The sequence below is a fragment of the Lysobacter sp. 22409 genome, from assembly GCF_052045105.1.
Classification (GTDB): domain Bacteria; phylum Pseudomonadota; class Gammaproteobacteria; order Xanthomonadales; family Xanthomonadaceae; genus Lysobacter; species Lysobacter antibioticus_B.
Genome location: NZ_JBQEOE010000020.1, coordinates 59,264 through 79,888, shown reverse-complemented (window position 1 = coordinate 79,888; position 20,625 = coordinate 59,264). Strand labels below are relative to the sequence as shown.

At 61.6% G+C, this 20,625-nt stretch carries 19 protein-coding genes; 5 read left to right on the top strand and 14 right to left on the bottom strand.

Going from position 1 to position 20,625, the window contains the following annotated elements:
* Positions 1-157: 157 nt before the first annotated feature.
* The gene (locus ACTJJK_RS12365) at positions 158-508 is read right to left on the bottom strand and encodes a hypothetical protein (RefSeq protein WP_031370181.1); all 351 of its coding nucleotides are present in this window, start codon (positions 506-508) and stop codon (positions 158-160) included.
* A gap of 438 nt (positions 509-946) precedes the next feature.
* Here ACTJJK_RS12365 and ACTJJK_RS12360 point away from each other — a divergent pair, with 438 nt between their 5' ends.
* Positions 947-1,474 carry a hypothetical protein gene (locus tag ACTJJK_RS12360; protein ID WP_152566020.1) on the top strand — a complete coding sequence of 176 codons (528 nt, stop codon included), beginning with the start codon at positions 947-949 and terminating at the stop codon, positions 1,472-1,474.
* Between the two features lie 193 nt (positions 1,475-1,667).
* Here ACTJJK_RS12360 and ACTJJK_RS12355 read toward each other — a convergent pair whose 3' ends face one another.
* Both ACTJJK_RS12355 and ACTJJK_RS12350 read right to left on the bottom strand, forming a co-directional pair.
* Positions 1,668-2,708, bottom strand: coding sequence for an alpha/beta hydrolase (locus ACTJJK_RS12355; protein ID WP_440730334.1), 1,041 nt, complete (start codon positions 2,706-2,708; stop codon positions 1,668-1,670).
* Positions 2,709-2,842: 134 nt separating this feature from the next.
* Positions 2,843-4,051: a urate hydroxylase PuuD gene (locus ACTJJK_RS12350; protein ID WP_440730333.1), complete on the bottom strand. Its 1,209-nt coding sequence runs from the start codon at positions 4,049-4,051 to the stop codon at positions 2,843-2,845.
* 678 nt (positions 4,052-4,729) lie between these two features.
* Between ACTJJK_RS12350 and ACTJJK_RS12345 the strand changes: the two genes are divergently transcribed.
* Complete coding sequence (locus tag ACTJJK_RS12345) at positions 4,730-6,958, top strand: S8 family serine peptidase (protein ID WP_440730332.1); 2,229 nt, start codon at positions 4,730-4,732, stop codon at positions 6,956-6,958.
* 232 nt (positions 6,959-7,190) lie between these two features.
* Here the strand turns inward: ACTJJK_RS12345 and ACTJJK_RS12340 are convergent, their stop codons facing one another.
* Complete coding sequence (locus ACTJJK_RS12340; protein ID WP_031370186.1) at positions 7,191-8,030, bottom strand: LysR family transcriptional regulator; 840 nt, start codon at positions 8,028-8,030, stop codon at positions 7,191-7,193.
* Positions 8,031-8,140: 110 nt separating this feature from the next.
* Here ACTJJK_RS12340 and ACTJJK_RS12335 point away from each other — a divergent pair, with 110 nt between their 5' ends.
* Positions 8,141-8,635: a lipocalin-like domain-containing protein gene (locus ACTJJK_RS12335; RefSeq protein ID WP_440730331.1), complete on the top strand. Its 495-nt coding sequence runs from the start codon at positions 8,141-8,143 to the stop codon at positions 8,633-8,635.
* 64 nt (positions 8,636-8,699) lie between these two features.
* Entirely contained in the window at positions 8,700-9,044 is a 345-nt protein-coding gene (locus ACTJJK_RS12330) for a 5-carboxymethyl-2-hydroxymuconate Delta-isomerase (protein ID WP_440730330.1), read from the top strand.
* 112 nt (positions 9,045-9,156) lie between these two features.
* On the opposite strand, the gene ACTJJK_RS12325 is transcribed toward ACTJJK_RS12330, so the two are convergent.
* The gene (locus ACTJJK_RS12325) at positions 9,157-9,366 is read right to left on the bottom strand and encodes a hypothetical protein (RefSeq protein WP_440730329.1); all 210 of its coding nucleotides are present in this window, start codon (positions 9,364-9,366) and stop codon (positions 9,157-9,159) included.
* 581 nt (positions 9,367-9,947) lie between these two features.
* Between ACTJJK_RS12325 and ACTJJK_RS12320 the strand changes: the two genes are divergently transcribed.
* Positions 9,948-10,367 carry an H-NS histone family protein gene (locus ACTJJK_RS12320; RefSeq protein ID WP_031370189.1) on the top strand — a complete coding sequence of 140 codons (420 nt, stop codon included), beginning with the start codon at positions 9,948-9,950 and terminating at the stop codon, positions 10,365-10,367.
* A 180-nt stretch (positions 10,368-10,547) separates the two neighbouring features.
* On the opposite strand, the gene ACTJJK_RS12315 is transcribed toward ACTJJK_RS12320, so the two are convergent.
* The 9 genes from ACTJJK_RS12315 to ACTJJK_RS12275 all read right to left on the bottom strand — a co-directional run bounded on the left by ACTJJK_RS12315 (position 10,548) and on the right by ACTJJK_RS12275 (position 20,380).
* A complete protein-coding gene (locus tag ACTJJK_RS12315; protein WP_036147804.1) occupies positions 10,548-11,534 on the bottom strand; it encodes a Rieske 2Fe-2S domain-containing protein in 987 nt (328 codons plus the stop codon).
* A gap of 61 nt (positions 11,535-11,595) precedes the next feature.
* Positions 11,596-12,897 carry an MFS transporter gene (locus ACTJJK_RS12310; protein ID WP_255611031.1) on the bottom strand — a complete coding sequence of 434 codons (1,302 nt, stop codon included), beginning with the start codon at positions 12,895-12,897 and terminating at the stop codon, positions 11,596-11,598.
* A gap of 59 nt (positions 12,898-12,956) precedes the next feature.
* On the bottom strand, positions 12,957-13,958 hold the full coding sequence (locus ACTJJK_RS12305) for a urate hydroxylase PuuD (RefSeq protein ID WP_440730328.1): 1,002 nt from the start codon (positions 13,956-13,958) through the stop codon (positions 12,957-12,959).
* Between the two features lie 106 nt (positions 13,959-14,064).
* The gene (locus ACTJJK_RS12300) at positions 14,065-15,024 is read right to left on the bottom strand and encodes a Rieske 2Fe-2S domain-containing protein (RefSeq protein WP_440730327.1); all 960 of its coding nucleotides are present in this window, start codon (positions 15,022-15,024) and stop codon (positions 14,065-14,067) included.
* A complete protein-coding gene (locus ACTJJK_RS12295) occupies positions 15,014-16,294 on the bottom strand; it encodes a urate hydroxylase PuuD (protein WP_031370194.1) in 1,281 nt (426 codons plus the stop codon). Before ACTJJK_RS12295 ends, ACTJJK_RS12300 begins: the two co-directional genes overlap by 11 nt.
* A gap of 306 nt (positions 16,295-16,600) precedes the next feature.
* Positions 16,601-17,200, bottom strand: a complete 600-nt coding sequence (locus ACTJJK_RS12290) for a hypothetical protein (protein ID WP_440730326.1) — start codon at positions 17,198-17,200, stop codon at positions 16,601-16,603.
* Positions 17,201-17,258: 58 nt separating this feature from the next.
* The gene (locus tag ACTJJK_RS12285) at positions 17,259-17,501 is read right to left on the bottom strand and encodes a YegP family protein (RefSeq protein ID WP_081930524.1); all 243 of its coding nucleotides are present in this window, start codon (positions 17,499-17,501) and stop codon (positions 17,259-17,261) included.
* 557 nt (positions 17,502-18,058) lie between these two features.
* The gene (locus ACTJJK_RS12280; protein WP_440730325.1) at positions 18,059-19,828 is read right to left on the bottom strand and encodes a hypothetical protein; all 1,770 of its coding nucleotides are present in this window, start codon (positions 19,826-19,828) and stop codon (positions 18,059-18,061) included.
* 126 nt (positions 19,829-19,954) lie between these two features.
* On the bottom strand, positions 19,955-20,380 hold the full coding sequence (locus ACTJJK_RS12275; RefSeq protein ID WP_440730324.1) for a hypothetical protein: 426 nt from the start codon (positions 20,378-20,380) through the stop codon (positions 19,955-19,957).
* Positions 20,381-20,625: the final 245 nt, after the last annotated feature.

Here is a 20,625-nt window from a genome sequence, read left to right as displayed (position 1 = left end):
CCAACCAGGCATGAAGAACATCGCCCGGTTGAGCGGCGCGGGTTCGCGATAGGGCGAAGGGCGAGAACGGTGGCCGTCCTCGCCCTTCGATCCGATCGGTGCCATCGGACTGTCGCCCTCGATGCCGCCACATCAGCGTTTTGGCGACTGGCGCGGTTCACAGGGGGAACGGCAGCGGATTGGTGTGGTGGATGTAAATGTTGACAACGCTGATCCGGCATTGATGATGCAGGAGCGGTACGACCTCATTGGCGCCGGGGTCCGGCCAAACCTGCGACCGATAGATATCGCAGGTGGACTGCGCGAAGTTCCCGTATCCGCGGTATGCAAAAAGCATCGCGTTATCCCACAGTTGCCGGAAGAACTCGACCGATTCGGGGGATGGGGCTACCTTCGCCGAGGTCGGCACTGTCGCCGTGGGATACGGCGTTGCAGCCGCTGCGTTGTTCGCGCCCAGCAGTGTTGAGATAGCGAGCGCGCCAGCAAAAGCGATCTTCGTGATGTTCATAGTTACGCTCCATGTGATTAAGAACAGCGAGCAATAGACCGCACTGGAGGTGCGACGGCTCCGTTCTTCGTGACGTAGGTCGGACGCCGGAATCCGCGGAACAAGCTTGCGACGACAATTATTTTCCGGGCCTGCGAGCGGCCCGGTTCAAGAACTGCACGCGGAGTCGGTGTGGCGCCGGATGTGGAGATCCACATCGCCTATACAGACGAACTCGAACTAACGGATCCCCTACCTCCGACGACACGGGTATTCGGTTCTAGGGCCGAGGTCACAGTCGATTGCGAGCCCAGCGCACAAGTCGCGACCAGGCGATCGCTGCGGGGTGGCCCTCCTTGCAGACGCGGCACAAGGCACCCGTTGGAAGACCCTGCGATGGCCGCTACACGAGGAGGACGCAATCTGAATCCAGCTCACGCGATCACAGAATGAAGATTCGTGAGCAACATTACGGCCGGCCAGTGCTTCCATCCTGCCAGGCAACGATCGCGACGCGACCGGTCGGCGCTCGCCGATGCCGAGAGAGAGATCGCACCCTCGCCCCCAAAGAAGGAGACAGCCGCCATGTCGGACTTAACCTCTCGCAAGCAGTCCAAGGACGCCGCACGCTCGGTAGTCGTGACCCTGCAGAACAACACGCCTTACGACCTGGAACTCAACAGCAATTCGGAGAGCCTGCCGGACGGGAAATGGGACGACTATCCTCCGACGGTCATCAGGTCTGGAGAAAGAGGCGAGTGGAAGTCCGAGTCCGACCGCTTCGGGACCGGGACGTATGGATCGGTGAGCTACTACATCCTCGACCAGTCGCGGAACTCGGTATCGGTGAGTTGGGATGATCCCTATAACGGCAGAAATTCCGATGGCGGCGGCGTCAGCGATAACAACCGGTACAAACTCGACATGCCGGGCTCGATCGACGGCAATAACGCCGAGATGGATTTCACGCTCCGGTACCTCGGCTAGGACACGCAAGCACCCTAGTCGGTTCGATGCGACCGACACCCCGGGCCAGCGCCATAGCTGCGCTGGCCCGGGGGGCCGGAACCTAAAGGCGTCCTGGGGGACACAGGGAGCGTGACTCGGTTGCCCCCAGCCTGCGCCCAGCTATTCGGTGCAATGACTCAACGTTCCGGCCCCAGGCTGGGCCACGGACGCCTTAAGGGCTGGACGCGCCGGGGCGGATATACCTCTTGAAGAAGTCGACATAGCCGGCGTATGCCGCTATCGGGTCGCCTTCATAGCGTGTGTCCGCATCGTAGGTGCAGTGGGCGCTGCTGCCGAACGCTTTCGCGTACGCGCGACAAAGCGCTGGTCCGAAATCCGGGTAGTGGATCGGATCGCGCTTGCTCATTTCCTCCAGCGACAACAGCCGCCCCACCTCCGGACTGTCGTAGATCAAGCGGACCGGAGGATCCGCCTTGACGCCTGCGTTGACGCTGCCTATCGCGCTGCCGAATTGGACGTGCTTCGGGTGCTGCTGATTGAACGCGGCGATGAACTTGGCCCGATCGCCTGCAATCAAGAACCGATTGGCGAATTCCGTACCAGAATATGTCGTCTGCGCGTTCACCGCATAGACCGCGTTCACTCGCGTGGATTGACGCGCGACCGGGTCCGGGCTGTCGGGATCGCGCATATCGTCCTGCAGCGCCGTCCACACCGCCAAGCTCCCACGCGACTGCCCGACGAAGAACACGTTGCGTTTGTCGATATTCAACGCATCGGCGTTGGCGCGAATGAACTGCAGCGCATAGGCGAGATCGTAATGCGGAACGCGCGGATCGGTATCGCTGTTCGGCAGCGCATCGTTGGTCACCGGATGCCGGAACTCGACAGACGCGAACGAGAAGCCCGCCCGCAGCGCCGGGACGATCAGCGCCTGATACATCGGCGAGTCTTCCGGCAACGCCTTGCTCATCCCGTTCGGATGCGCCCAGACGATCAACGGTGTCGGCGTTGTCGAGGGCGTCCGGTAGAAGTCGAACTCCTGCTCCAGCGCTCGCCCTCCCAGCGTCGGCTCCGTCCAGACCTCCGCCCCGTAGCAAAGCCCCGGTCCCTTCGCGCCCATCGGTAATTTCGTCGGTACGCACGCGCTGGCACCGGTGGCAAATAAGGCCAACGCCGCCCCGGCGCACACCAGGCCCGCCCACAGGCGCGACTTCGTATTACGCCTCGTTGCTTCCTTTTCCAGAATCATCGTTTCGCTCCATGATTGATCGCCGGCGCGCGGGACGCGGCCGACATCGCATCCAACGCACCACCAAGCGAACGGTTGACGTGGCCTATCCGGCCACGCGGAGCCAGACGCCGCGCGGGCCGTAGTGCGAGAGCTCATCGCGCATGACGGATCGCCCATTCTGTCAGCGCCCTACGCTCGCTCGGCAGCATGTCCGTGGCATTCCCGGGCGGCATGCGCTCGCTTCCCACCGCTATCGCGATCTGACCGGCGTAGCGAGGCAAGTTATCGGGAGTAAAGACGATCCCGCGAGGCGGCGAGGCCATGCCCGGAAAACTGGGTTGCGCAGCGTGGCAGGCCGCGCACCGGCGCAGAACGATCTCTTCTGCGTGCAATGGGCGCTTATCGGTTGCGGCACTATGCGCACGGGCTTCGACGCGAACTCGATCGAACCCGTGCCGGGCCGATGCAAGCCAGCCAACTCCCAAGCCCAGGGTCAGCACCGCACCAGCGGTGATCCAGCGAAATCGCGCCGGCATCACGCCGCCGTTCTTGTGCGTCGCTTCCAGTATCCGACGCGAGATCACGCTGAGGACGAGGACCGTGGCGATCGTGAGAAATGCGTGGCCATTGGCCCGCACGACGGCCCCCATATGGCTGGACAGCATCAGGAAAACCACCGCCGGCAGGAGGAACGAATGATAATTACGCCGATCCCAGAGTTGCTTCTTTACCGGATGGGGACGCTCGCCCCTGATCAGGGCGTCCACAGCTTCGCGCGTCGCCGGGTGGAGGTACCACAGAATATTGGCGGTGATGGTCACACCCAACATCGCGCCGACCTGGATCATGGCGCCCTGCTGCGAGAACAAACTGGCGTATGCGTAGACCCAGGCCAGGACATGGATCGCGCAAGAAAGAATGTAGGTGCGCCGATAACGAAGGGGAATGCGGTTGATGGCCTCGTTGATCAACGGGGCGCCCAACAACCCCAACAACGAGAAAGCGACGGCCGCTCGCCCCGACATGGAAAGAACACCGGGATCGATCAGATAGACTTGCGGCTGGCGGTAATAGATGAGGCCGAGTAACACCAGGCCCGTCATGAACAGCCAGCGAATCTGATTGAACGACCAGACCAGGCCTTCGAGCTCCGAAGCCGTCGGCGCGGCCACTTTCGTGGTCCGCCAAAAACCCAGGCTGTGAGTATCCCAAACCTCCAACTCGGCTTGCGGACCGATCAGTGGACGAGCCCGGAATGCCAGGCGCCTAAGCCACAAGCCGAACCCCATCCATGCCACCGCAGCAAGCACATGCAACCAGCGGGCTATGTCGGCAGCGAAATCGAGCAAGGCGTCCACCATCACGAGATCTCCTTCAACCCTGTCTCGATAATCGAGCGCTTCCTGGTCCCTGCTCCTATCGCTGCAAAACGCTACTGCCGAACAGCGCGGCGTTTCACTCACGCACTCTCACTGCACGCATTCTCGCTACCCCCTACAAATGGGGTCGTCGCACAGAATCGCCATTTAAAGCATCCGCACAGGTGCCTTGAACTTTGGCCAAGAATCGGTTGCCTGGATTGGGTCGGCCACCTGGCAAGTTGAGATACTTATCGCCAATGAAATCCGATGCGGTGCAGCGGCGATTGTTCTCAGGCGTTCGCCGGATCTCACCCACACACATATATCGGCGTCTAGTCATTGACCGATAGCCCCGCTTGATCCTCGGCTGCAGGATCGGATCTAACCGCGAGTGCAATCACCGGTCGCTTTCGCCACTCATGTGCAAGTCTTGGCACAGATTGCTTCATGGCCGCAATCGCAATCGAGAAGACGAGCGTTCGCACGCGAAACATCTCCTTCCGCAAGTGTGATTGATCCCGCGTTTATCTGTGATTGTCATCGGTGTCTTGGTCTTCTATTCGCGCACACCCTCCCGAAGTATGGATTCAGATCGTGCCACCCGATCTTTCCAGCACTGCGCGGCCAATCCAATCGCCGCGTTACTAACTACATAAAACAAACTCTAGGGGAGTGAATATGAATAGTGCATTCAAGCGACATCCGCGCATTTGCGCGCTTTCGGCGGCGGTAGCGCTGTGCGTCTCCGGCATCGCCGGCGCGCAGCTGCCGGAAAACCGGCCGGAAGGAGGAGATCCCAACCGTGTGTGGGTCCGCTTCCAACCGGGCCAGAAGGCCCAGGTCAAGACGCAGATCCAGCAGACCGTGAGCGCGGTGCGCGCGGAGACGGCCAGCATGGCGCGAGCCGCTGGCGCGGCCGCGCCGAGCATTTCCAACGGCAAGACGCATTACGAATTCGACCATCTCAACGCGATGGTGGTGTCGCTGCCCGAGCAGGTTCTGCGCAAGCTGCGCAGCAACCCGAACCTGGTGGTGGAGCGCGACGTACCGCGATACCCGATGGCGGAGTACCTGCCCTACGGCATTCCGCAAGTGCAGGCGCCCGATACTGTCGCCAGCGGCGCCGACGGCAACGGCGTCAAAGTCTGCGTGATCGACTCCGGCTTGCGCGCCAGCCACGAGGATTTCGCCGGCATTACCGTCAGCGGATATGCCAGCACGGGCCAGACCTGGAACACCGACACCTGCGGCCACGGCACCCATGTGGCCGGCACCATCGCCGCGGTCGGCAACAACGGCAAGGGCGTGATCGGCGTCAGCCCGGGCAAAGTCTCCCTGCACATCGTCAAGTACTTCGACGGCCCCAGCTGCGGTTTCAGCTACGCCTCCGACCTGGTCAACGCGGCCAACCGCTGCGCCCAGGCCGGCGCCAAGGTCATCAACATGAGCCTGGGCGGCGGCCTGCCCAGCAGCAACGAGAGCACAGCGTTCACCAATCTGTTCAACCAGGGCATCGTGTCGGTAGCCGCCGCCGGTAACTCCGGCAACACCACCAAGAGCTATCCGGCCTCCTATCCCGATGTGATCTCGGTCGCGGCGATCGACGCCAACAAGGCCAAGGCCTCGTTCTCGCAGTACAACGATGCGGTGGATATCGCCGCGCCGGGCTCCGATATTTCTAGCACCTATCCCAAGATCGGCCAGCCCGTCACCGTCGGCAGCCAAAGCTTCGACAGCCTGCCGATGGTGGGTTCGGCCTCGGCGGCCGCAAGCGGCGCCCTGATCGATGGCGGACGTTGCGCCGCGGCCGGCGCCTGGAGCGGAAAGATCGTGTTGTGCGAGCGTGGCGACAACACGACGTCCGACAAGGTGAACTTCGTCAAGAGCGGCGGCGGTCGCGGCATCATTCTGTACAACAACGTCTCCGACCCCTTCCCCTACAACACCGGCCTTCCCGGTGGGGCCACCACCACCCTCAGCGCCGTCGCCGTCAGTCAGGGCAGCGGGCAAGCGCTGCGCGGCTTGGCCGGCCAGACCGCCTCCATCACCCCCAGCTACACCTTCGACGTCAACGCCTATGCCGTGCTGAGCGGCACCTCGATGGCGAGCCCGCACGTCGCAGGCGTTGCTGCGTTGTTGTTCAGCGCCAAGCCCAGCGCGACCGCCACGGAAGTGCGCAATGCGCTGACGAGCAGCGCACTCGACCTGGGCACGGCCGGTCGCGACAACGAGTACGGCTTCGGCATGGTGCGCGCGTTCGAAGCCGTGGACGCTTTGATCGGCGGCGGCCCGGGCCCGGGCAACCAGGCGCCGGTGGCGAACTTCAGCTCCGCCGTCAGCGGCCTGACGGCGACCTTCACCGACAGCTCGAGCGACAGCGACGGCAGCATCGCCTCGCGCAGCTGGAACTTCGGCGACGGCACCGCGGCCTCCACCGCCGCCAATCCCAGCCACACGTATACGGCGGCCGGCACTTATAACGTCAGCCTGACCGTTACCGACAACGCCGGCGCCACCCACACCAAGACCGCCTCGGTCACGGTGGCGGCCCCGGGCGGCGGCGTGCAGACCTATACCAACGACGCCGACTATGCGATCAAGGACAACACCACGATCGAAAGCCCGATCACGGTGGCCGGACGCACGGGCAACGCCCCCAGCAACGCGCTGGTTACGGTGGCGATCGACCACAGCTTCCGCGGCGACCTGCGCGTCGACCTGGTCGCGCCGGACGGCTCGCTCTATTCCATCAAGGGCTTCAATGCCAACGACAGCGCCGACGATGTTCGCGGCACCAAGACGTTCAGCCTGACCACCGAAGGCTTGAATGGCACCTGGAAGCTGCGCGTGCAAGACAACGCGACCAACGACATCGGCACGCTCGAAAGCTGGAGCATCAAGTTCTGATGAAGGCAGCCGACAGGAATCGTGAAGCGATTCCATCACTGCGCTTGCAGATGAGGTAAAGGACCCCGGCTTCGGCCGGGGTTTCTTTTTGGAAAGTTCGAAGGTGAAGGCGTAGCCATGCGACGGAACACCTTAGTCGGTCCGGACAGCCAGAACTGATTCACTGTCATTGCCGTTTCACATGGGCGACGAGTCGCTGCTGACACAACCCCTGCGCCGCGACCCAAATCCTTCACTGAAACGCCAACGTAAGGACTCGCAATGCATCGCGCGTTCGCCGGTCGCTGAGGTTGCTATAGAGCATCACGTCCTGCGAGCGAATCGGCGGCAGCGACAGGAGTCCGCCGACGTCGACCGTGCCCGGCGGCGCGGCGCGCCGCGCCAGCAGCGCCACCGCAAGGCCGGCGACGGCGGCGGCCCCCAGGATCGCGGCGCCCTTGCCGACGAAGACTTCGCGCCATGCAACGCCGGCCCGGTCGAGCGCACGCACCGCCTCGATGCGGATGCGGCACGACTCGCCTTGCGTCGCCAGCGGCAATGGCTGACCGGCGCGCGGCTCCCAGCCGGCCGCCGCGAACCACGAAAAGGGCTCCGCGAAAACGATCTTGCCGCGCTTGCCGCGATCCTCGGGGCGCAGCACCAACACGGCGTCCAGTTCCCCGCGCTCCTGGCCTTGCATGAGTTCTTTGGTGCCGCCGATGCGCATCTCGACCAGCAGGTTCGGATCGTGGTCGCGTATCTGCCGCAACAGAAACGGGAGTTCGCTGCCGACCAGTTGCTGGTTGATGCCGATCGCCAACCGACGCTGCTCGGTCTCGAAGGCGGCGGCCGCGCGGTCGTGTGACGACACCAGTTCGCGCGCCACACCGAGAAAGGCCAGACCCTCGACCGACAGGCGAACGTGCCGCGGCGTGCGTTCCAATAAGCGGCGGCCGAGTTGCCCTTCCAAGCGCTGCAGCTTGAGGCTGACCGCGGACTGGGTGGTGCCCAGCACGTCGGCCGCGCGGGTGAAGCTCTGCAAGTCGGCCGCCAGCAGGAAAGCCCTGACCGCGTCCACGTCCATCGCTTTCATCTGTAAGGATTCGATTTTGAAATGCCAGATATCTTTGTAAATGCATTTTTCATATCGATCAAGCGGCTTAGGATGGGCCGGTCGATCTCAACCCATAAGGACTTATCGCGATGAAACCATTGACCGGCGCATTCCTCGCAATGCTGGCGGGGCTGGCCGCGCGCGACGCGCCAATGCCGACGAACGTCTTCCCATTGCAAGGCACCTGGACACTGGTCGCCGCGGACAAGCTGTTGCCGGATGGGAAGACGACGCGGGACTACGGCGAGAGCCCCAAGGGCAGGCTCGTCGTCGATACCAAGGGGCGGTATTCGCTGCAGATCTTCAAGTCCGAACGCCTGCGTTTCGCCAGCGAGAGCAAGGCCGATGGCAGTGCCGACGAATTCAAGTCCGCGGTCATGGGCAGCAGCACCCACTACGGCACGATGGCGATCGACGATCGGGCGGGGTTGCTGGCGTTCTCGATCGAAGGCTCGTCCTTCCCCAACTGGGAAGGCACGACCCAGAAGCGCCAATACAAGTTGGACGGCGCGGAACTGCGTTACAAGGTGCCGCCGCGGGCGGATGGGAGTATTCCGGTGTCGGTGTGGCGCCGGCTCGATTAAGCCCTGCCCGCCTCGTTCTGAGGCGATCGCGCCCTCGATTCACCCTTTAGCCGATGGAACCCTCATGCCGCACTTCGTAGTCGATTGTTCTCAGGGAATACTTCAGATCCACGACGAAGAATCGATCATCGCTCGGCTGCATCGAGTGGCGAGCTCTTCGGGATTGTTCGAGGAAGCGGACATCAAGGTCCGCGTACGCCCTTTCGGAATTCATGCCGTCGGTGGCGGGCGGGAAGATTTCATTCACACCTTCGCCTGGATCATGCAGGGACGCAGTGTCGAGCAACGCGCTGCCCTGTCGAAGGCTATCGTCAGCGAGCTGGCCGAGATGTTCCCGATGCTTCCCCGCATTGCCGCGAATATCGCCGAATTCGAGCAGACGACCTACTTCAATCGCGCGATGATCTGACTCACCGGTCAGGCTCGGGCGCGGCTGGGCGCGGCGATCCGCATCGATTGATAGATATGCCACCGGGCCGCGAAACGGCTTCGGCTTGATGAATTGTCAGGAGTGACGCCGCTCACCTGCCACCCCTTTTTTTTTGGCGAAACAGGAGGAAGGCGACGCCGAGGCCGGCACCCAAAGCGAGAAAGAACCAAGTAAAGATGTCTCTCTGACCGGTAACGGCCAGAAACAGCCCAAGACCAAAAGATAATGCCGCGAATAGAGGCTGCACGGCGCGCTGGGCGGACAACAAACCTATATTGCGGATGGACGCCTGCTGCACCATCGACAAAGACTCGGCGAATGGTCGGCAGCTTTCGGAACAAGCGAGTCCTCGCTCTACTTGGACAGCGCATGTGCGGCAGACACCCTTGCCACAGGATTTGCAGACCCCCACGGCTGCCGTGTTGGGGTGCGCGAAACATTCCATCGACTCACTCCTAAATATTTATATTAAGCCCGACCCGCAGCGCGAACAGCAGGGAGCCGACGCGGCTGCAGCTACGGCGCGAGTGCCGAGGCCACGACGCGAGTTCGGTTTGAACGAATTGTTAGACGTTAGCGTATCCAACTGATCGCTTGGCCGATATGGCGCCCGACCCGCATCACCAGGCGTCCACCCGTTACGCCAGCCTCAGTTCGACGCGGTGGCACGGTGGCGCCACAGGTACCCGCCCCCCCTCTTGGCGGGCCGATAGGGCGATTGGAGGGCGGTGAGGGCCAAGAGGAATGGCATCCGAGGCTCATACGCCCCCTCTTGCGCAGCCCCAGCTCCGACGGGCTGCAGCTGCCGGCCCGAAGCGGCTTCCCCGGGCCATCGGCGCTGCTGCTTGACAGGTTGCCGGGTAGAGCTGGACCCTGCGCGCTATGAATATCGATATCGAAAAGCTCAGCCTGTCGGAACTGACGTCCCTTCTGACCGCCGCGGAGCGGCGGAGGCAGTTGATATCCAGCCGCCGGCCCATTGCCTTGGTGCGTCGAAACGTGATCGCACTGGTCGCCCAGCACGGTTACACGATCGAGGAACTCTATGGGGATCGGCCGGTAACCGAGATTGCCGGCAAGAAGCGGGCGCCGCGGCGAAAGACGGGCAAGGTGGCTGCCAAGTACCGCGACCCGGATAACAAGCGCAACACTTGGTCGGGCCGTGGCCGGATGCCGGTGTGGTTGGCCCAGAAGACGAAGTATGGCCGGAGCGTCACTGACTTCCTGATTCCCGGCCTGGCAAAGCCCACCGCCCGTAAGAACAGTCCAATAGGCCAACGAACGCTCATCAAGCAGGGTTGACGCAGAATTCTTGATGCGCGAGGAAGCTCACGCGGGATCCATTCGGTCTCTTATGCATCGACAGGCGCGCCGCGATCGCCGCTCAGTCGATGTGCCAACCCAGCAACGCTGTGAACCGTCAAAATCACGGAGCTTTAGCTGTGCCCGTTGATCTGAATAATCCGGCAACGCCGCAGAAGCTCAGGCTTTGACCAGCCCAAGGTTTCGCAACATTTTCCTATAGGCAGTGGATGCCAAATCTGCGCCGAAGGATTGCTCGGAGTCGCTGGTCAGATCGATGTATCTGGGGCGTTGCCTTTCCACGACAGTAAGATCGTCCGTCTGCACCTTTTGCGAGAATGCATTGACCTCCGCATCCGAGCCCAACCCCAACGATTCATCGAATTGGATGGGATAAAACCAGACGCACTGCTCCTCGCTGACGGGGGATGCGCAGTTGAAGATGGTAAATAGCCCGTCCGGAAAATAGATATCCAGAATGGCGATGAAAGGCGCGTGTATTCGATAGGCGCGGCGCCAGGTGAAATCCTTTGGCGACGCATGCTCAAACGGATAATTTCCAAGCGAGCTACTGTATTCGAAACTAAAACCCCGACCGAACGATTCGACCTTATACGCCGGCATAGCCTCTGCAGTGCATTCGCTGAATGTTGTGCGATGTACGAATGGCAGGTGCGAAATATCCATGAAGCCTTCGACCTGTCGGCCAGCGGAAGCATTGACGTTTACCGGTGGCGCCACGACCAGCCGCTGGCTTTCGCTCTCGCGCCCAAGCCCAAGCCCAAGCTCATAGAATGCGCCTGCTCCAAGACTGGTCCACAGCAGCCCGTGAGACTCCACGGCCGGATAGGAGCAGAGATCGAACCGCTTCAAATTTTGCACTTGGGGATGCGCTGGAATTCTTGCGCATGCCCCCAGATGGGCGAATTGCAAGCCGTGGTAAGGGCACTGCAACCCTGCTTCGCTCACGGCTCCTGCAGAGAGCATTTCGCCGCGATGCGGGCAGCGGTCATCTGCAACCACCACTTCGCCTTGAATTTTATAGATCACCAGGGGCTTGCCGAGCAGCACGGCCGCCAGCGGCTTACCCTCTATCGTGGCTGCCTCGAGATCCTGCAGTCTGGCAACCGGGTAATAGTAATCCATGAGTTTCTGCGAGTAGCTCATAAAGCCTCCGACCGCTCTGTCGGTAACGCCTCGACAGCGTGCGGCTTGACGCGAGGAAGGGTTAACCCGGTTCGCGCATGGCGCGATATCCGGTCAGATAGGTTCCCCACCAGGCCTGCAGCAGAGGCAGGACGACCATGAGTCCCATCGCACGGACTTCGCCATGCCCCCCGCCTCCGTCCAGCCATCCGATAATTGCGACTACCGCTACCGCGCCCAGCGCGCCGCTGACGCGTTGCACGATGTTGACCAGCGTGGCCGCACCGCCGATGTCCTTTCGGTCCACCGCGGCATAGGCGGCCGCGGTGGTCGGGTTCGTAGTCCAGGCCAGCCCGATGCCGCGGACGAACATGAACACCGCAGCGATGTCGGATGGCACGGATACCAGGGCAAAGGGCGCCGCAGATACCGCCAGCATGGCGGCTCCGGCCAGGACCACCGGCCGGGGGCCGAAGCGATCCACAAAGTGGCCGGCGAGATACAGCGCACAGGACGTTCCGGCCCCCATGAATAGCAGCATCACACCGATCTGCGAGTGGCTCATCCCCTTGGCATGAAAGTACAGCGGGAACAACAGCAATCCTCCGAACAGGTTTGCGCTGTTTCCCACGGCCAGCAGCGACGACGCGCGGAACTGGGGATTTCGCATCAGCTCGAGCGCCAGGAGCGACGATTTGCTCGTACGGGCAACCGCGATGAAGAGGGCCAGCAACAGGGCGCCGCCGCCGATAGACAGCCAACCGTTTCCGGATGGATAGCGGGAGGCGATCTCCGACGCGCCGTACAGAGCCAAAGGCAGCCCGGTCACGATGAGGAAAAGCTGCCCTAGAGGAAGTTTAAGGCCGTGCTGGGCGACGCCGCCCGGCATCACCTTCGCCGCCCACACCGCGGCGATCGCTCCTAACGGCACGTTGATCCAGAACAGCCAGCGCCACGAGGCGACGTCGACCAACCAACCGCCTATGCCAGGCCCGATCGCAGCGGCCAGGCTGATCAAGGTGCCGACAACGCCTAAGACACGGCCTATTTGGTCGCGCTGAGCGCCTGCTATCAGGATGGCATGCCCGGTCGGCAGCAAGATGCCGGCAGCCAGCCCTTGGGCGATACGAGCGGCAATCAGTGTTTCGAGACTGGCCGCAAACGCACAGCCTATCGACGCCGCAATGAAGACGGCCAGCGCGGCGCCCCAGATGCGGCCGTGCCCGAACCGGTTGCCGAACCATGTCGAGGTCGGCAGCGAAACGGCCATGGATATCAGATAGCTGGAAACGACCCACTGCGCGTCTTCGAGAGGTGCGTTCAGATCCGCCTGGACAGCGATAAGAGCGAGTGCGGCGAGGGTGGCGTCCAGCATCACCAGCATGCCGCCCATCCCGGACACCAGACCGATAGACCACACTCGTCGCGATACGCGCGGGGGGCTCATAAAGCGGATCTGCGCGGGACCGTCCTTGCGGAAGGTGTGCTGGCTTCGGCAACGCCGGAAGGGGCGTATATCCTGGCTTGGGGATCGGCCTTGTGCTCGATGCTTAGCAACCACGCCACTGCCATCGCCAGAACGACCGCGGCGGAGGCAGCCACCCAGCGAAGTCGCGTCGGCAACGTGCCACCGTTGCGATGGATTATCTCCAGCACATGGCGCGAAGCCAGGCTGAGGGCCAGTACGGTGACGATGGTCAAGAACGCATGGCCATTGGCCTTTATGGCACTGCCCATGTGGCTGGAAAGCATCAGGAAGACGATAGCGGGCAGCAGAAATGAATGCTGGTTGCGTCGATCCCAGTACTGCTTCTTGGCCGGATCGGTTCGCTCGCCCCGTATCGCCGCGGCCATCGCCTCACGCGTCGCCGGATAAAGATTACCCAGTATGTTGACCGATACGGTTATTCCAAGCATCGCCCCTATCTGAATCATCGCACCCTGCTGCGCTAACAAATTCGCGTAGAGCGAGGTCCAGGCCAGAAGATGAACGGCGCATGCGAAGTAATAGAGGGCCTTGCGCTGCAGGGAGATACGATTGATCGCCTCATTGATCAGCGGAGCGCCAATGAATCCGACCAACGAAAGGGCGATTGCCGCGCGAGACGACAGCGACGGGGCGCTGGGGTCGAGCAGGTAGATCTGGGGTTGCCGGTAATAGATCAGCGCGAAAAGAACCAGGCCGGTAGCGAACAGCCAACGGATCAGATTGAAAGACAAGATAAGTCCTTCGAGATCGGATGCTGTGGGATGAGCGATTCTTTCCGTTTTCCAGAACCCGAGGCTATGCGTGTCCCAGACCTCAAGATCCGCCGGCGGGCTGGCGAATGGGCGGGCCCTCATCACCAGCCTGCGCAGCCACAGCACGAAGCCCATCCAGGCGATCGCGGCAATGACATGCAGCCAGCGCACGATGTCGGTCATGAAATCGATCAAAGCATCCATCGTGATGGCCTCCTCCGGGTAATCCGGCAGGCGTCCTATCCTGCTGCGTTGGTGCCACCCCACTTCCGTCGGCACTAAGAATTCGACCGAAGTGGAGAGGTGCTGCTTATGCGGTGGACAACCCCATTTGTCGTAACAGGCGCCTGTAATAAACCGATGCGAGGTCCGCGGCGAAGGAGGCTTCGGCGGCCTCCAACGGAAGATGGCGCGGCTGCTGGTTTTCGACCATCAGACGGTCCTCGGCGAAGATGCGGGCGTTGAAATCCTTGACCGCCTCGTCGGTGCCGATCTCGAAATCGAAACACACCGGCGAGAACAGTACGCTACGATCGCTCGCCACCGGGCTGGCGCCGTTCAAAATATTCAGGCGCCCGTTGGGGAAATGCACGGTCAGGTGAGCCAGGTATGGAAGGCGAACATCGAAGCTTCGACGCCACACGAAGCCCTTCGCAGTCATCCCACTGCCGACGGCGTAGTTCGAGACCGTGCTGCAGTAATCGAAACGCAACCCATCTTCGTCGACCTGGACCGCGTAGGCAGGCACCGCGGTGTTGGCGGGATCGGCAAACGTCGTGGTGTGCACGTGTGCGAAATGCGCCACGTCTATGAAGCCCTCTACCTGTCGCCCCGCACTGGCGGCGATCGGTACGGGATCGGGCGTCACCTTGCGAAATGCGGGATCGGCCCAATCGGAGCTCAGCTCCGGAAACGGCGAAGGCGAAGTGCCAAGACAGGTCCAGACCAATCCATAGCGCTCCACCGCAGGATATGTGGAGAGCCGGAACTGCTGCGATGGCGTGAGGTGCGGATGCGCCGGTATATGGACGCAGCGCCCCTGCTGCCCGAATGCCAAACCGTGATAGGGGCATATCAAGGCACCCTCTCGATGCTGTCCCAAGCTGAGCCGCATGCCGCGGTGCGGGCAACGATCGGCGGCCACCACGATGTCTTGGCCGGACCGATACAGCACGAGATCGGTTTCCAACAGCGATACGCTGACGGGACCTTCGCGCACGTCTTCGCTGCGCGCTATCGGGTACCAATAGGGGAGCAGCTCAGCGTGCATGCTCGCTCGCCCATTGAGTCACGGCCTTGCGCTCGTCCGGCTGCATGTCCGTGGCGTTGCCGGGCGGCATGCGTTCGCTCTGCACTACAGCGGCGATGAGGCCTGCATACAGCGGTAGGGTTTCGGACGTGAAGACGATTCCGCGCGGAGGCGAAGCCATGCCTGGGTAGCTGGGTTGCGCGGCGTGGCAAACCGCGCAGCGCCGTTGAACGATCGCATCGGCGCGCAATGGGACGGCGCTCATGGCGGCGGAGCTCGCGATCGAACTCGCTATCGGGTGCTCAGGCCGGTGCATGGCCGGGTGCGTAGCGATGCTTGCCGAGACCTGGGTACTGGCGGGAGTGCCGACCTGCTTGGCTGGAATCCGCGGCAAAGCCATCCAGGTTATCCCCAGGCCGAGCGCCAGGACTGCTGTCGCAGCGATCCAGCGGGGTTCTATCGGCGTGACCCCGCCGTTCTGGTGGGTGGCGTCGAGGACCCATCGGGCCACCACGCTCAAAGCGAGTACGGCGGTGATGGTAAGGAAAGGGTGGCCGTTAGCCCGGACGAGACTTCCCATGTGGCTGGAAAGCATCAGGAAGACGATCGCTAAAGTGATGTACGCATGGCGGCCCCGCCGATCCCAGTACAGCCTGTCGATGGGATCCGGCTGCTCGCTCTTCAGCACCGCGTTATACGCCTTACGCATCCTGGGATAGAGCCACCAGATAACATTGGACGCGATCACTACACCCAGCATGGCGCCGATCTGGATCATGGCGCCGTGCTGGGAGAACAGGTTCGCGTACAGCCCCACCCAACCGAGGACATGGGCGATGGTCGCGGTCATGTATAGAGTTTTGAAATGCAGCGGTATGCGATTGACGAGCTCGTTGATCGCAGGCGCGCCTACCAGGCCAAGCAGCGAGGCCACAATCGCTTCCCGAGCCGATAGCGGAGCGATGCTCGGGTCGACCAAATACGCCAGGGGTTGCCGATAGTAGATTAGGCAAAACAACACGATGCCAGAGCCGACCAGCCAGCGAATCTGATTGAACGACCAAACCAGGCCGTCCAGCTCTTCTGCGGTAGGCGCCGCGACTTTTGAGGTCCGCCAAAACGACAGACTGTGCGTGTCCCAGACCTCCAGCTCGGAGCGCTGATCCAGGAGCGGTTTGGCCCGCAGCGTCAGGCGCCTTATCCAAAGGCCGGCACCCAACCAACCGAACGCAGCGAGTACATGCAGCCAACGGGCCACATCGGCCGCCAAGTCGAGCAAAGTGCCTATCATTGCGCAATCTCCTAGCCTGTCTCAGGGCGACTCAAGCACGACTCCGGTGCGCCGAGGGCTCGACATACGGACTTAACGCTCGGCCGCTGTAGCCACGGCGAGAGACGACTTCTGGAGCCCCGGGAAACGAGTGCAACCGTTCGAGCCGCTTGCAGCAGCTGCGCTGATCGTTTTACAAACCCCCTCTATCCCCCTTCCCTGCCAGGTCCGCGCTGCGGATGCGGTACGTGTGGCAACGCTATAGGACAGGACGCTGGACACTTCTGTGCACCCATCCTCATAACGTCGGACGCTCACCATTTCTCACTACGCCATAAGCGACGACGGCGCGATGGCGTCAGGGCGTACAAGGTTTTTCGCTTCAATCAGCCCACGATCGCGAGCGACGGCGTAGTCCGCCGCTGCCCAGAAAATCGGTAGCCAGCCGCGTGGAAACGCACGATGCAACTGCGAGCGCACGGCCCCATGTTCGGCGTAATCGGCACGCAACCGCTTCAGTCCTGCGCAGCTTAGAAAAACAACGTCGTTGCGGGGCACGAACCTCTCATGGGCAGAGGGCTCGCGACCACTCCCCTCAGGCATGAGGTACCGCCAATCGGTCACGTACCGGCCGAAATCGGGAAACTCCAGCAACGCGGAAAAGCGGTAGTTACTCGTATACCAGCAGTTGCATAGCAAGTCCGACACCTTCGCCATGTTGTATGCATGCGTTTGGCGAAGGCTCATCCCCTCGGGGCGAACGCAACCGCCGTGCGACAGGACGGCTTTCAGCGTGACCGAGGCGTCCGGCTCCAGCCCTAGCTGCTGGGTCAAGCGCTCGATGCATGCATCGCGGCCCATATCGTCGAAGCAAAAGCTGTGCGCGTCGGCCGGCGCAAACGGGTGATAGCTGACGTGAATCCTCATGAATGGTTCCGTCCTTAGACTGGCCGAGCGCACAGAAGGAACAAGGGCTGCTAATTCCTTAGCCGTTGACTTCCAATATCTCAGCGCCTCCCAAGTTCGCAATGAGGGTAATGGTCCGCAGCATCGAGTCCTTGTCTGGGTAGGACTCGCCATAGGCCATCGGCTCCCCATTTCCACCGACCAGTCGCCAATGCCACTGTCCATCGGTCGGAGATCCCGCCAAGAACGCATTGGACAACGAGCGCTGCCCACCGGCTTTCATGCCTTCCCGATAAACCTCGAAATGCGGTTTACCAGCCATGGCGCTCCCTCCCCTGGTTACTGGGACAACGGCGCTCGATGCTGCTTGCGGCCAATAGTCATCCGATGCGGCCGGGGCCTTGGCGTTGGGCGGCTTGGCCGAGTGTTCCCGCTTGCCGAGGCTTATGCCTGGCGTGCTTCGAATCAGAACGTGCTGATGCAGCCGCCGCCGCGAATGGTGTTATCCGCAATAGAAAGCACACTGCATGGAAGGCGGGTAGACGTCAGCTACGTCGGGAGAGTGCTTGGCATGACGACTCAGGCGCCGGAAATCGTTGATCCCAACCGGTCCGCCCACCTAGCCTGGTGGACGTCAAACCACGCAGCGGCTTCGGCTTCGGCTTGAATGAATTGTTCGGCCCCACGCGCCTAGACAGACATGGCCACCGACAGAAATCCCGGGCCAAGCCAGATGAGAAAGCAAAGGCCAACACAAGTCGGCATGAGCGAGCGAAGTTGAGCCACCCCGGCTTTCCGCGGCTTGGCCCAGGCTCGAAGGCGCCGCGTAACCGCTGCGCATCGCCCGGAAGCGCGAACGCTTCCGGGCTCACGCCCTACCTAATAAGACAGATACTCCAGACGTTTCGCGCTCAACTCCGCAGCCGATTCGTTGCGCACGTCGGCACTGAAGCCTTGGCCGCCCATGGTGTTCCCGTCGATCAGGAAGCTGAAGATACTCGGCCCCTGGCCGGTAACTTTGTCCCTGGGGTATTGCGCGTTGCCGTGGCAACCCATGCATCCACCCATCACCAACTGGTCGGCATTCGGAGGCAACCCCTTCGCCTTCACGCCCAGGATGCTTGGCAACCCGCGCTTGGCAAGCAGGGTGAAATCCTTCTTGTCGGGGTGGGGATCCTTGACTCCGCCCTTGAACAACTGGATGCCAGGCTGACTGCTCTCGACCACGATATTCGCCAGGTAAAAGTCCTGGGTAAGCGGATCGGGCGTCTTCGGCGTGATGGAGCTGTCCTCGTTCGTCGGCAACACCTGCAGCCCCACGAGACGATAATACTGCCACACCGAATTCTTGAACTCGGGCGTGCTGGCCATGGCTTGCTGGACTTCGGTGTTGACGTTATAGACAGCCAATGTCGTTACCGGTGGATTCTGGACCTTGATCGGCCCCGAAAACCCCTTTGGCACGTCGAATTTACCGGGAACGACATCGTAGCCGTGGGCACTGTCTATTGCGCCTGCCAAGGGCAGCGCGACCTGGGTCCGGTTGGATCCGGTATTGAGGATGGCCGACGGCCGCGTCCCTGGCGGTACCGATGCATCGTATTGCAGTTGGTCATAGAGGTTGACGATATACAACCCGGTGTCTTTCTTTTCTGGCGTGATCAGGCTGTCCACCTGTTCGAAGGTGGTGTAGACGAATGTCGGGTAGTTCTCCATCTTGCGCAGGATGTGTACGCCGACCAGACCGAAAGTGGCCACTTTAGCCTTGGTCTGACCATTCTCGTTGTAGTAGTACAGGGCTTCGGCCGTGTGATAACGGCCGGACGCGATCAATTCGGGGGTCATTTCCCGCCATGCCGACTTGACCTCCACGGACTCTCCCGGGTTCGTCCCGTTGGGGGGCAGTTCCAGTGAAGTCGGGGGATTGTTGGCGTTGTAGATGGATTTCACATAATCATATTCAACAGGGTTCACCTTGGCCTGGAACAATATGATGTGATCTTCCTGGGGATTGGCCGACGGCGTGTTGCCGTTTTTCGGAAAGAAGATCTGGTTCTGGCCGATCTGGGTATTTTCGTCGAGATTGTTGAATCGGGCATCGGTCGACGCGACCTTGAGTTTTTTCTGGAAGACGTACTCAGGGTCCAGGGTGGCAAGGTTCCCTCTGGGGGCCGATCCCGCCGGGAACAGCTCGGACCGGTGAGCAAAGGTTTCCCAGACCAGCTGATTGCTGCTGAAGTTGGAACCGGCGCTTCTGCCGCTTTGGTGGAAGTCGCTTGCGCCGGAGGCGGCGAAGTTGCGGCTCGGATCGATACTCCCCCGCACTACCGGAGACTTGCCGGCGGCATCGACGCCGTTTTTCTTCGCGGGAGAATTGAAATGGATGAACTGCCGCCAGGCAAAGCGGGCGTATTCCTCGTGAGTGATGTTGGGCTTGTAGGGGTCGTAGTTGTACGCCGGCGGGGCGGCGGGTAGAGGCGCCGGGGTCGCGGTCAGGTCAGTCGGCGTGATTTTTTTTCCGCCCGGAAACGATGCTTCTTGATCCTTGGAGATCGATGAAGCGGCGACAGTGGGCTCGGTTTTCGTACACGATGTGGACATCGCCAGCGTACCGGCGAGTGCACCGAAGATAATGATGCGGGTCTTCATTGCTGCACTCCGTCATTGTTGCGCCCCGTGGTGAATCCATGCGATCCATCGCGGCAGCCATGGGAATTCATGAGTTATCGTGCCGCCCCCACCTCAGCCGGGAACGGGAACGGGAACGAAGGCGGGTCAGCCCGCGAGCGCGTACCACTGGATCACGAAGCTGGTATCGTTGTAATCGTTATCGGTACCGTCTTCCGTCGCGTATAAAGTGCCCCCACCGAGTATTTTGCTGTCGCCGAAGAACTCGATTGGGTCGCCCGCCGAGACCTTCGGAATGTACGGCCCGCTGCTGCCGAACTGCACCTGCATCCCCTCCGCCATGATGAACCTGCCGGCTCCGTTCTGGAGGAAGCCGACTTCGACGCCGCTTCCCGAGATCGGGAAGGTCTCCTGAGTGCCATCGAGAAGATTGAAGCTGATGGGATTGCCACCGGAGTCGATGACCTGGACGTATTGCGTATATGAGGCCTGATGCATCGCCGTGAACGTCACGAGCTTGCCGTCGGGGATGTATTCCAGGGATTGAGGGTTCGACCATTGGATGTTTGCCATAATTAAATCTCCTTTTATCTTGATTGGCTTCCAGGATTGAGTGAGGCACCGCTGCTGCCTTCATCGGCTGTCACGCCGCGGGCTTCGCGGAACCCGCGCCGCATGGCATTGCTTACCGCAATAGTGTCGTCGAGCAGTTTGTGGAGCACGGAGTTTTCTTCCGCCGGCTCACGTCGACAGCGTCGTGCATGGCGGTGCAGAACTATTGCAAGGACACTCCGAATGGCCGCTACCGTTCCGGCGAC